This window comes from Ensifer adhaerens (assembly GCF_002940685.1).
Lineage (GTDB): Bacteria > Pseudomonadota > Alphaproteobacteria > Rhizobiales > Rhizobiaceae > Ensifer > Ensifer adhaerens_E.
Genome location: NZ_PNFP01000017.1, coordinates 113,027 through 125,588 on the forward strand (window position 1 = coordinate 113,027; position 12,562 = coordinate 125,588).

Genomic DNA, 12,562 nt, shown 5'->3' on the forward strand with positions numbered 1-12,562 from the left:
GCAACAATGAAACCAAGCGTCGTCCCGCCGACAGAGCATCCGGGACGCGTACAAGAACTGGAGTTGCCTCATGTCCGAAGCGCTGGAACGCTATATCGATCAGGGCGTCGGACGCGAGCCGGCAGACATCGTTCTGAAGGGCGGACGCTTCTTCGACCTGGTGACCGGCGAACTTACCGCTTCGGACATTGCGATCTCGGGTGACCGCATCGTCGGCACCTTCGGCAGCTATGAGGGTCGCGAGGAGATCGACATTTCCGGCCGCATCGTCGTGCCCGGCTTCATTGACACGCACCTGCACATCGAATCCTCGCTGGTGACGCCGCACGAGTTCGACCGCTGCGTCCTGCCGCTCGGGATCACCACCGTCGTCTGCGACCCGCACGAGATCGCCAACGTGCTCGGCACCGAAGGCATCCAGTTCTTCCTCGATTCCGCGCTCGAGACGATCATGGACATCCGCGTCCAGCTCTCCTCCTGCGTGCCGGCGACACATCTGGAAACCTCTGGCGCTGACCTGCCGATCGAAAGGCTCCTGCCCTTCCGCCATCATCCGAAGGTCATCGGCCTTGCCGAGTTCATGAATTTCCCTGGCGTCGTGCGCAAGGACCCGGTCTGCCTCGCCAAGCTCGACGCCTTCCAGGGCGACCACATCGATGGCCATGCGCCGCTGCTGTCGGGCAAGGATCTGAACGGCTATCTTTCCGCCGGTATCCGCACCGATCATGAATGCACCAGCGCTGAAGAAGCCATGGAGAAGATCCGCAAGGGAATGCATATCCTCGTGCGCGAGGGCTCGGTCTCCAAGGACCTGCATGCGCTGATGCCCATCATCACCGAGCGGCTGTCGCCGCACCTGGCGCTCTGCACCGATGATCGCAATCCGCTCGACATCGCCGAACAGGGTCACCTCGACCACATGATCCGCACGGCGATCGCAGCCGGCGTCGAGCCACTGGCGATCTATCGCGCCGCCTCGATCTCGGCCGCCCGCGCTTTCGGGCTGCGCGACCGCGGCTTGGTCGCGCCCGGCTGGCGCGCCGATCTCGTCGTCATCGACAGCCTGGAAAACTGCAAGGCCGAAACGGTGTTCTCCGGTGGTCGCCGCGTCACCGACGCGCTCTTTGCCACCCGCAAGCCGGTCGCCCCCGTCGGGCTCGACAGCGTCAAGGCGGGCCAAGTCCATGCCAGCGCCTTCGGCATTCCGGTCGCCGATGGCGATACCTCGGTCATCGGCGTTCTGCCCGGCAAGATCATCACCGAGCACCGCCGCTACCGCCTGCCCGCAGTTGGCAACCAGACCGGCGTCGATCTCGGCCGCGACATCATCAAGGTCGCGGTCATCGAGCGCCACGGCCTAAACGGCAACCATGCCAACGGCTTCGTGCAGGGCTTCGGGCTGAAGACGGGCGCGATTGCTTCGACCGTCGGCCATGACAGCCACAACATCTGCGTCGTCGGCGTCAACGACGAGGACATGGCGATCGCCGCCAACCGGCTCGGTGAAATCAAGGGCGGCTTCGTCGTCGTCGAAAATGGCCAGGTGACGGGCGAGATCGCGCTGCCGGTCGCGGGCCTGATGAGCCTTGAGCCCTATGAGAGCGTGCGCGATACACTGCACCACCTGCGTCACGCCGCCTTCGCGCTTGGCGCAACGCTGGAGGAACCGTTCCTGCAGCTCGCCTTCCTGCCGCTGCCCGTCATCCCGCACCTGAAGATCTCCGACCGCGGGCTGGTCGATGTCGACAAGTTCATGCTGATCGGGTGATTGGCGGCAGCGCTCAGTTGTCCGCCACGGCGGGCGCCAGTTCCTTGCGGAAATAGACGACGCGCTCGGTCTCCTCGAAGCCGAGCGCCATGTGCAAGCTCTGGCTCCTGAGATTGTCGCTCGCCGTGTCGGAGGCAAGCTCCTGGCAGCCCTGGGCCGTCGCCCAGCGTTCCACCGCCGTGATCAGCGCGCGTGCCACGCCGCGTCGGCGATAGGCCGGCAACACGTAGATCCCCTCGAGGAAGCCGACCGGCGAGGTCTCGCAACCGTTGACGTAATCGCGGCGGATCGACGCTTCGGCAAAGCCGGCAGCGACGCCTGCTTCGTCCTCGCAAAGGAAAGAGGCATAGCGATCGCTCTCGGCAAGCGCGGATTCAACCTCGGCGCGATGATCCGCAGCCGGCGTATCCGGCCAGAGCGCCAGACGCATCTCGACCCAGCGGCCGATGGTTTCGGCATCCATCAACAAAACGCGCATCAGAACTTTCCTGAAAAGGCCGACAATCCGGCAAGCTTGATGCTAGCGGCTTCCAGCCGCGCCGGATATCCGGGCAAATCCAGGGGCTCCACCGCCGCCGGCGCCAGAAACTCCTGGGGCTCGCGGGTCAGGTTGAAGACGAAGAGCAGCCGCTCGCCGTCTTTCTCGCGAACAAAGGCCAGGAGATCGCTGTTCGTGTCGAGGAACCGCATCGTGCCGTCGCTGAGTGCCGGCTGCGACCGGCGGAAAGCAAGCGTCGCGCGATAGTGATCGAGCACCGCGTCGCCCGTTTGCTGCGTGTCGACCGACAGGCGCCGATGGTCCTCGGGCACTGGCAGCCACGGCTTTCCCCGTGAGAAGCCGGCATTCGCCGCCCCCTCTTCCCAGACCATCGGCGTGCGGCAGCCGTCACGGCCCTTGTAGGAGGGCCAGAAGCGGATGCCATAGGGATCGCGCAGGTCTTCAAACGCAAGCTCGGCCTCCGGCAGTCCCAGTTCCTCGCCCTGATAAAGGCAGATCGAGCCGCGCAGGCTGGAAAGCAGCGTGATCGCCAGCCGTGCCACCCTCTCCCGCTCCGCTTCGTTGCGGGCAAAGCGGCTGACATGGCGCGTCACGTCGTGGTTGGAGAAGGCCCAGCAGACCCAACCGTCGGTGACGGCCTTCTGAAAATTCTCGACGCAGCGGCGGATATGGGTCGCGGTGAAGTCCGGGCCCAGGAGGTCAAAGGTGTAGCACATGTTGAGCTTGTCGCCGCCGCCGGTATAGGCGGCGACCGTCTTCAGCGAGCGGGCGCCGTCGCCCACCTCGCCGACGGTCATGCGGCCTTCGTAGCGATCGAGCAGCGCCCGGAAGCGCTGGAGGAAGGCAATGTTTTCCGGCTGGCTCTTGTCGTAGAGATGATCCTGCATGCCGTAGGGGTTCACATCAGGCGCATCGTTGCTGGTGGCATCCGGATCGGGAATGAGCGGTGGGTTGTCGCGCAGGCGCTTGTCGTGGAAGTAGAAGTTCACCGTATCGAGCCGGAAGCCGTCGACGCCGCGGTCGAGCCAGAAGCGCGCGGCATCAAGCACCGCATCCTGAACTTCGGGATTGTGGAAATTCAGGTCCGGCTGCGAGCCCAGGAAGTTGTGCATGCAATACTGCTTGCGCACCCCGTCCCACTCCCAGGCAGGACCGCCGAAGATCGACAGCCAGTTGTTGGGCGCTGTGCCGTCCGGCTTCGGATCGGCCCAGACATACCAGTCCGCCTTCCCGTTCGTTCGGTTCGAGCGGCTCTCGACGAACCAGGGATGGCGATCGGCGGTGTGGGAGATCACCTGGTCGATGATCACTTTCAGGCCGAGGCGGTGCGCCTCGCCAAGCATCTCGTCGAAATCGGCGAGTGTTCCGAACATCGGATCGACGTCGCAATAGTCCGACACGTCATAGCCCATGTCGGCCTGTGGCGAGGTGAAGAACGGCGACAGCCAGATCGCGTCGACGCCGAGCGCGGCGATATGCGACAGCCTGCGGGTGACGCCCTTGAGATCGCCGATGCCGTCGTCGTCGGTATCCTGGAAGGAGCGCGGATAGACCTGATAGATCACCGCGCCGCGCCACCAGTCGTTGCTCGATACCTTGAGAGACGCCAACGCCATGAATGCCCCCTTGAAGACGATCCGTCGGACAAAGGTGTAGCGTTGCCCGGAACCTGAGTAAACGCTGTTTACCGCCTCATGCTCGGCATGTCCGAGACCGTCTGGAAACTATCTCTTGCCGAGAACGATCGAGACCCTTATCCCGTCTCAGGCGAAATCTTGTGAGGAGAAAAGTCGTTGGCCGGAAAGATGCTTGCGATCGGGGAGTGCATGGTCGAACTCATGCAGGCTGAAGGCGGGCTCTTGCGAAAAGGCTACGCCGGCGACACCTTCAACGCCGCGTACTACGCGCGGCTGTTCATGCCGGCTGGCTGGACCGTCGCCTATTGCTCCGCCGTCGGCACCGATACGGTCTCGGACGAAATGCTGGCCTTCATGGCGGAAAAGCAGATCGACACGTCTGCCGTGCGCCGCATCGAGAACCGTTCCGCCGGCCTCTACATGATCCACCTGAAGGACGGCGAGCGCAGCTTCTCCTACTGGCGCTCGCACTCGGCTGCCAAGCTGCTTGCCGATGATGCCGAGCACCTCAGACGCGCGATCGAAAGCTCCGACCTCATTCTCTTTTCCGGCATCACGCTGGCAATCCTTGCACCCGATGCCATAGAAACGCTGCTGTCGGAACTGCGCCGCGCCAAGGCTGCAGGGAAGACGGTGGTCTTCGACCCGAACATTCGCCCGCGTCTCTGGGACGATGCCGCGCGCATGCGCCGCACGCTGACCGACGGTGCCCGCGCCGCCACCCTGGTGATGCCGAGCTTCGACGACGAGATGACCCATTTCGGCGATGCTTCGATCGACGCGACGATTGCCCGTTACAAGAGCCTGGGCGCCACCAACCTCGTCGTCAAGGATGGCGAGAAGGGTGTGACGCTCGCCTTCGGCGATGCCCCAGTCGAGCATGTGCCGGCGACCCCGGTCGAGCACGTCGTCGATACGACCAGCGCCGGCGATAGCTTCAACGGTGCCTTCGTCTCCCGCCTGGTGGCAGGCGACAAGCCAGCCCAGGCCGCCGCCTTTGCGGCAAGCGTCGCTGCCGGCGTCATCGGGCACCATGGCGCACTGGTGGCGAAAGAGAAGCTGCCGGCGGCCTGAGTGGCCGTGGGAAGCGCCTAGAGATCTTTGTCACACGACTGACCAAGATGTCGCTGGTCGTTGTTTATTGGAAGGCCGTCGCGCCACCCAACATCTCCGTCATTCCTGTGCTTGTCACAGGAATCCAGTCAGCCCAAGTCCTTGGGCTGAAAGAGTCCTTTGATCCGACGGGCGTCGGATCGCTGGATCCCCGCCACAAGGGCGACGATGACGGAGAGCGGAACGAACCTCTCGCGCCAAACCATCTCAACGTTTGTCAGCGGCCTGGCGGCCTACCGCAATTCCGGACGGAAAACCGCTACGCACTTTTCCTGGAAGTTGCTTTAGCGGCGCTTCTTTGCCTTGGACTCGTACGGGTTGTCGCCCGAACGGAAGTGCATGCGGATCGGCACGCCCGGCAGGTCGAAGTCGTTGCGCAGGCCGTTGATCAGGTAGCGCACGTAGGATTCCGGCAGCGCGTCGGGGCGCGTGCAGGAGATCATGAAGCCCGGCGGGCGGGCCTTCACCTGGGTCATGTACTTCAGTTTCAGACGGCGGCCGGAAACGGCCGGTGGCGGATGCTGAATCGTCTGCGATTCCAGCCAGCGGTTGAGCCGCGCGGTCGAGATGCGGCGGTTCCAGGTCTTGTCGGTCTCGATGATCGCCTGCATCAGCCGATCGAGGCCATAGCCGGTGTGGCCGGAAATCGGCACGGCGCGGATGCCGCGGGCCTGCGGCAGCAGCCGCTCGGTCTTTTCGCGAAGATCGGCGAGCACCGCCTGCCAGTCCTCGACCAGATCCCACTTGTTGAAGGCGAGAACTGCCGCCCGGCCCTCGCGCAGGACGAGATCGACAATCTGCAGGTCCTGCTTCTCGAAGGGAATGGTCGCGTCGAAGACGATAACCACCGTTTCGGCAAAGCGGATGGCGCGCAGCGCATCGGCGACCGAGAGCTTTTCGAGCTTCTCCTGCACCTTGGCCTTGCGGCGCATGCCGGCAGTGTCGAACATCTTGATGGTGCGGCCCCGCCAGTCCCATTCGACCGAGATGGAATCGCGGGTGATGCCGGCTTCCGGGCCGGTCAACAGGCGGTCTTCGCCGAGGAAGCGGTTGATCAGCGTCGACTTGCCGGCGTTCGGCCGGCCGACGATCGCCACGCGCAGCGGCTTGGTCTCGTCATAGGCGGTCTCCACCTCTTCGTCTTCACCGTCGTCCTTGAACGTCGGACGCAGATCGATATCGGTTTCGGCCACATCGTCTTCCGGCGGGTAGGCCCGGTCTTCGCCGATCGCGGCGACGATCGCATCGCGCAGATCGAGCATGCCCTGGCCATGTTCGGCCGAGATCGGGCAAGGCTCGCCAAGGCCGAGGGTGAAGGCATCGTAGAAGCCGCCGTCGGAGCCGCGGGCCTCGGACTTGTTGGCGACCAGCACCACCGGCTTGCCGCGGCGGCGCAACATTTCGGCAAGCGTCTCGTCGGCCGGCGTCAGGCCGCCCTTGGCGTCGACCAGGAACAGCGAAAGATCGGCCTCGTCGATCGCCGCTTCCGTCTGCGCCCACATGCGCCCCTGCAGCGTGTCGGGTGCCGATTGCTCGAGACCGGCCGTGTCGATGATGCGGAAGCGCAGATCGATCAGCTTGGCATCGCCCGGCCGCCGGTCGCGGGTAACGCCCGGCGTATCGTCGACGAGCGCCAGCTTCTTGCCGACCAGACGGTTGAACAAGGTGGACTTGCCGACATTGGGACGCCCGACGATGGCGACGGTGAAGCTCATGGATCTGTTCCGTTTCCGCTTGGAGCGCGAAAGCCCACAGGTTGGGTCGCGCTCGTATTTTCGTTCTCTGCCGCACTCGGGCGACACGGGAGCGCTTCCGTTGGGGAGCCGCTCTGATTGTTTCATGCAGTTCCCAGGCGCAAACGCTTACGCACTTTTCCTGGAACGGCTTGTCTGCCTTACGCCGTTCCGGACGCAAAACCGCTCACGCACTTTTGCTGGAACTGCTTTAAATGCTTTAGCGCACAACCCCAAGATCGAGACCGATTTTGGGATCATGCGCTTACTCTTGCGGGTCTTGCACCCTGTGCCCATCCCAAGGAGGACGGGCGGAAACTCATGCCTTGCCGCTGGCGGCGATCACGTCGAGCAGCATCTGGGCGCGGCCGGTGACGTTGCGCGGGCTCTGCGCATCGTCGACGATCTGCTGGAACCAGGCCTTCGCCTTGGCGTAGTCGCCGGCCTTGTAGGCCGCAAGACCAAGGGCTTCACGGGCCGAATGGCGCATGTTGTTCTGCGGCGTCGTCAACTGTTCGACTTCGGCCGAGACCTGCTCGTAGCTGCCGGCGTCGACCAGCAGATAGGCGGCGCGCAGGCGAGCCGCGTCGCGGATCGCTTCGGGAACGCCGGCATCCTTGCCGATTTCGGAGAATGCCTTGGCGGCCGCGTCCGCCTCACCTTTCTGTGCCTGGAGCGTGGCTGCACGCAGGCGCGCAAGCACCGGATAGGCGCCGTAGCCGTCTTTCTCAAGACCGTTCAGCGCAGCCAGCGCCTCGTCCGTCTTGTTTTCCTTGGCAAGGTTGAGCGCCTGCAGGAACGCGTCGCCCGACTTCGAGGACGCGCCGTCCTGCCAATAGTCGAAGCCGACCTTGCCGATGGTGCCGAGAACGATGAGCACGGCGATCGCCACGATGACGCCGCCGAAGCGGGTCCAGATGCTCTTCATCTGGTCGGAACGCAGTTCCTCATTCACCTCGCGGATAAAGCTGTCGTCTTGGTTCGCCATCTATTGCCCCGGCCTTGCCTGCCACTGGTCCCTCTTTCCCATCATCTTTCGACGGTCAGGGAGACGTCCGATCTCAAACTCTTCGAGCGTGCATGGCGCGCCCTTGCGCACGCGCCGCACTCTCATGGATTTTGCGCCTTCTACCCGATTTTGCGGCGCTTGTAAGGGGGCGAACGTTATTTAGCCCATCACCACGGGTGCAACGCCGATCAACCATTCGTGCAGCTTCCAGACGAAGAGCCCGTAGGCGGCAAGGCCGATGACGATGGCGAGCACGTCGTTGGAGGTCGACTTGAACACCGGCAGCACGCGTTCGCCCGCCCGTTCGCGGCGTTTCAGCGAGATGCGCAGGATCACCGCCCAGGCAAGAAACGAGCCGAACAGCAGGACGGAGGAGGTCTCGCCGTTCGCCAAGAGATGCGACAGCGCCCAGATCTTGATCGACAGCACCTGCGGATGCTTGACCGCAACGGCGATGCGCCCGGCCGGGAGGAAGCCGGCAGCAAGGAAGATGAAGGCGAAAAGCATCAAGAGAAGCGCGATATGGCGCAGGAACACCGGCGGATCGTAGAGCATGCCCGTTTCATTGCGGGCCTGGCCGAAGCCATAAATGATCAGACAGAGGCCGATGAGGCTGAGGATCGCATATATCCCCATCCAGGTGCCCTTGCCGCGGCTCTCGATGATGCCGGCGCGAAAACCGGGCGCGACCACGCGGATCAGGTGCATTCCAAGAAAGATGATGATGCCGAGAACGAGTATCGCCATAGGGCCACCGCTTTGTTCGAGTATCGGGCAAGCTCAGCGCCGCGCGTCAAAGAAAGACGGAAGCAGACCGCTGATGCGCGTTGATTTTCAGTGCCATCGGTTCATGGGGCCGATTCTGCCCCGGTCGCTATGGAGTAGCCTTGATGGCGCGTTTTTTCCAGACCGATCAAAGGATTGCCGCATTTTCGAACCATTTGCGACAAAACCAAAACAGTGCAGTTGATCATGATCCGTATTCCGCTTGCCCTCTCGCTCGCCCTTCTTCCCGCTCTTGCCAGGGCCGAGCCGGCGTCGCCTGCCGCCGTTCCCGCCGGCGACAAGCAACTGGTGATCGTCTCGTTTGACGGCGCCCATGACAACGCGCTTTGGGAGAAGAGCCTGGTGATGAGCAAGCGCACGGGTGCGCATTTTACCTACTTCCTCTCCTGCACCTTCCTGATGACCAGAGCGGACGGCAAGGCGCTCTACAAGCCGCCGGGCCAGAAACCGGGCCGCTCGAATGTCGGCTTTGCGCAGAGCCGCGAAGAGATCGCAGCCCGCGCCGGCCATATCTGGCAGGCCCATCTCGACGGCCACGACATCGCTAGCCACGCCTGCGGCCACTTCGACGGCAAGGGCTGGAGCAAGGCCGACTGGCAAAACGAATTCTCGACCTTCAACACCGCGCTCAAGGACGCCTGGAAGAAGGCGGACAAGCCCGAGGCCGAGCCGGCGGGCTGGGCCGAATTCGCCGCGACCGGGATCAAGGGCTTCCGCGCCCCCTATCTGTCGCTGAGCGACGGCCTCGTGCCGGCACTGAAGGCAGACAACTTCACCTACGACGCAAGCCTGGTGACCAAGGGCCCGGGCTGGCCGACGGCAAAGGACGGGATGCCGCGCTTCGGCCTGCCGCTGATCCCCGAGGGGCCGTCGCAGCGCCCCGTCATCGGCATGGATTACAATCTCTTCGTCCGCCACTCCATGGGCGTCGAGAACAAGAAGGACAGCGCCCGCTTCGAGGAGCGCACCTACGAGGCCTACAGGAAAGCCTTCGACCGCGAATACACGGGCGACCGCATTCCCCTGCAGCTCGGCTTCCATTTCGTCGAAATGAACGGCGGCGCCTACTGGCGCGCGCTCGACCGCCTGCTGGGCGAAGTCTGCGGCAAGCCTGATGTCGCCTGCGTCAGCTACGCCCAGGCGCTGCCGCTGATCGAGCAGGCAAAAAAGAAGGCGGGTCGAACCGCCTTCTGATTGCTGATTGTTCGGACTGGCTCAGGCCAGTTCCTCTTCGCCACCAACCGCGATGTATTTCTGATCGATGTGCGGCAGCGGCTCGTCGTCGATCGCGGCTTCGAAGGCGCGAAGGCGCTTGTAGATCGACAGGAGCTCGACGATCGTCGTCCAGGAATTGACGAGATACTGGAAGGAGCTTCGCACCTGTTCGAAAACGTTCTGGATTTGCCCCATGAGCCCGAGCGTCAGCTTGCCGGCGACGATCGACGGCACGAGAACAAAGGTACCGAACAGGTTGTCCGCCTGCAGATAGAAGATCCGGGCGATGTTGAAATACATGTAGTGGAAGTACAGGCGGAAGTAGTTGCGCCTGACGTTCGCGAAGAGCTCGGCAAGCGTCAGCGGATTGGCGCGATCTTCATGGTCCTCGCCATAGACCAGTTCCTTGCGGTACGCGGCCTCGACGCGCTGATTGCGGAACTCGAGCCCGGGAAGTTTGATACCAACGAGCGCAAGGAAGGCCGTTCCGAATAGCGACCAGAAGATCGCCGCCCAGACCAGAGCATGCGCGATCTCGCCAACGAAAGGTAGCTCCGTCACCTTCTCCGAGAACTGGAACAGCACCGGAAGGAACGCAATCAGCGTCATCAAGGAACTCACCAGTCCTACGCCCAGCCGCTCGACGGTCGTCGAAAAGCGCATCGTGTCTTCCTGAACACGCTGGGAGGCGCCCTCGATATGACGCAGCTTCGGCCAATGGGAAATGTAGAATTCGTTCATCGCGGTGCGCCAGCGGAAGATGTAGTGGCTGACGAAAAACAGATTGAGCACGCCGACGGTAATCGCCACGAATGCGATGCCGGCAAAGCCGATCATGCCCATGTAGAGCTGCGACGCCGTCACCGGCGCGGTCCTGGCCAGCGCCTGCTGGATCGTGTCGTAGAACGGCCCATACCAGGCATTGATCGCAACACTGACCTGAACCGAGAAGTAGGTGTTGAAGATGATCAGCGCCGAGCCGAGAACCGACCAGTTTTGCCAACGATGGGGGCTGTAAACGAACCAGAATGCAGAGAAGATGGCGACGACGATCGCGTAGTAGATGTAGAACCACAGGAACGGCGCGGACCAGAAAACCGAGACGCCGATCACCGGACTTTCGCCCGGAGGCAACGGCGGCAGGCCGATGTATGCACCAAGAGTGCCGGCCCCACCATACCAGGCAAGAATAGCAAGAAGCGTCCAGACCGCGGCGGATATGAAGAAGAGCTTCGGTTTCGGGAAAAAGGATAAGAACAAGTGCTGCACTCTCGTTTCGGATGAGGCGAACAACTCGCCTCTCGAAGCGCCGAAACTAGGGCAAAGCGATGCTCTCAACAATCGGATAATATAAACGTTACTGTTATTTCATCCGCTCAGCCGACCATATTGCAAGGACGTTTTTCAGTTCCGCGAGGGCCGTTGACTAGCCCCTCAACGCCGCGGAGATCGGCTTCAACTCGGCGACAATTACGCCACCGCAGATGAAGAGCACCGCTGCCGCAATCAACGTCGGCGCGGCGAAGCTGCCGGTGCGCTCCGCAAGCCGGCCGGCAACGAGCGGCCCGACGATCTGGCCGATGCCGAAGGCGGCGGTCATCAGGGCCAGCGCCTTGCGCGGGCTATCGGGCGCAAGCCGCCGGCCGATCTGCAGGCCGTAGGCGGTGATCATCATGAAGGTGGCGCCGAGCATCAGGCCGCCGGCAAGCGGCGCATAGGGCAAGGGCAGGCTGACCGTCAGCACCAGGCCGACCGCCTCGACCAGAAGCCCGATCGCATAGACGCCGGCAAGGCCGAAACGCGGCACGGCAAAGCGCCAGAGATAGACGGAGAGTGCCGCGGCAAGCCCCGTCAGAAGCCAGGCGAGGAACTCGACGCTGTGTCCGCCGCTGCCGTCGCGCGCCATGGTGACGAGGAAGGTGGCGGTGATCACGTAGCCGAAGCCGAAGAGCGCGTAGGTGAACGTCACCACGGTCAGCGGCCGCGTCCAGCGCAGCGGCTTTTCGCGCACGCCGCCGCCGCCCGACGAAGGGACGCCCGGCAGAAGCGCCGCGACGACGATGGTTCCGATCAGCCCGACCAGCGCGCCGGTGAACCAGTCGCCCATGGACGTGGTCAGGCCCGCATGGCCCGCCAGCGGGTTCGCCCAGACTGAGAGCGATGAAAATGCGATGCCGAGACCGACGCCGCCGAAATGGACAGCAGGGACATGTTCCGACCGCGCAAGCAGGCCGTGGCCAAGGACGATGCCGGAGATGAAGATCATCGCAAAGGCACTGGCAAGGCCTGCGAGGAACCGGATGAGCGCCAGCACGACAACGGAGGATGACAGCCCCATCGCCGCCAGGAGCACCGTCGTGGCGGCGAGCGCCAGAAGACCGATCCGGCGCTCATGCCCATGGGCCCAGCCATAGGCGGCAAGGATGGCGCCGGCCAGATAGCCGACGAAGTTGGCCGAGGCGATGAGCCCGGCATCCCCTGGCGACAGGCCGAGATCGGCCATCATCGCCGGCAGGATCGGCGTGTAGGAAAAACGGCCGAAACCCATGGCAACGGCCATGGCAATGGCGCCGGCGGCTGCCGTGGCGGCGATGTTGGTCTGCAGCGGTCTGTCGAGCGTGGTCATATCATTTTATTGCGCCGCAACACGACGCACGACAAACGACAATAATTGAAGGATCTATTGAAGAAATCGAACGATCAACGATTTCAATGGCTTAGACCAATCGCCGGAAAGGTGGGATACGCCACATCCCGGCGGCAGATCATGCACCGCAGCGATGAAGAAAAAATCGTCTGAGG

The 12,562-nt window shown here is 63.2% G+C and carries 10 protein-coding genes; 3 read left to right on the forward strand and 7 right to left on the reverse strand.

Features of this window, described 5'->3' with window-relative positions; all coding sequences use genetic code 11:
• Positions 1-70 precede the first annotated feature (70 nt).
• A complete protein-coding gene (ade, locus tag C1A35_RS28430; RefSeq protein ID WP_104667585.1) occupies positions 71-1,768 on the forward strand; it encodes an adenine deaminase in 1,698 nt (565 codons plus the stop codon).
• A gap of 13 nt (positions 1,769-1,781) precedes the next feature.
• Here the strand turns inward: ade and aac(6') are convergent, their stop codons facing one another.
• Together aac(6') and bglA are read right to left on the reverse strand one after the other, a co-directional pair.
• On the reverse strand, positions 1,782-2,246 hold the full coding sequence (gene aac(6') / locus C1A35_RS28435; RefSeq protein WP_104667586.1) for an aminoglycoside 6'-N-acetyltransferase: 465 nt from the start codon (positions 2,244-2,246) through the stop codon (positions 1,782-1,784).
• Complete coding sequence (gene bglA / locus C1A35_RS28440; RefSeq protein ID WP_104667587.1) at positions 2,246-3,883, reverse strand: beta-galactosidase BglA; 1,638 nt, start codon at positions 3,881-3,883, stop codon at positions 2,246-2,248. The genes aac(6') and bglA overlap by 1 nt, the downstream gene beginning before the upstream one ends.
• Positions 3,884-4,060: 177 nt before the next feature.
• On the opposite strand from bglA, the gene C1A35_RS28445 reads away from it, so the two are divergent.
• Positions 4,061-4,978, forward strand: a complete 918-nt coding sequence (locus C1A35_RS28445; protein WP_104667588.1) for a sugar kinase — start codon at positions 4,061-4,063, stop codon at positions 4,976-4,978.
• A gap of 323 nt (positions 4,979-5,301) precedes the next feature.
• Here C1A35_RS28445 and der read toward each other — a convergent pair whose 3' ends face one another.
• The 3 genes from der to C1A35_RS28460 form a co-directional block, all read right to left on the reverse strand.
• Entirely contained in the window at positions 5,302-6,732 is a 1,431-nt protein-coding gene (gene der / locus C1A35_RS28450) for a ribosome biogenesis GTPase Der (RefSeq protein ID WP_104667589.1), read from the reverse strand.
• A 337-nt stretch (positions 6,733-7,069) separates the two neighbouring features.
• On the reverse strand, positions 7,070-7,738 hold the full coding sequence (locus C1A35_RS28455; protein WP_104667590.1) for a tetratricopeptide repeat protein: 669 nt from the start codon (positions 7,736-7,738) through the stop codon (positions 7,070-7,072).
• Positions 7,739-7,918: 180 nt separating this feature from the next.
• Positions 7,919-8,506, reverse strand: a complete 588-nt coding sequence (locus C1A35_RS28460) for an NnrU family protein (RefSeq protein WP_104667591.1) — start codon at positions 8,504-8,506, stop codon at positions 7,919-7,921.
• Positions 8,507-8,731: 225 nt separating this feature from the next.
• On the opposite strand from C1A35_RS28460, the gene C1A35_RS28465 reads away from it, so the two are divergent.
• A complete protein-coding gene (locus tag C1A35_RS28465) occupies positions 8,732-9,739 on the forward strand; it encodes a polysaccharide deacetylase family protein (protein WP_104667592.1) in 1,008 nt (335 codons plus the stop codon).
• Positions 9,740-9,760: 21 nt separating this feature from the next.
• Here the strand turns inward: C1A35_RS28465 and sbmA are convergent, their stop codons facing one another.
• Both sbmA and C1A35_RS28475 read right to left on the reverse strand, forming a co-directional pair.
• On the reverse strand, positions 9,761-11,020 hold the full coding sequence (gene sbmA, locus C1A35_RS28470; protein ID WP_104667593.1) for a peptide antibiotic transporter SbmA: 1,260 nt from the start codon (positions 11,018-11,020) through the stop codon (positions 9,761-9,763).
• A 166-nt stretch (positions 11,021-11,186) separates the two neighbouring features.
• Positions 11,187-12,386: an MFS transporter gene (locus tag C1A35_RS28475; RefSeq protein WP_199773054.1), complete on the reverse strand. Its 1,200-nt coding sequence runs from the start codon at positions 12,384-12,386 to the stop codon at positions 11,187-11,189.
• Between the last annotated feature and the right edge of the window lie 176 nt (positions 12,387-12,562).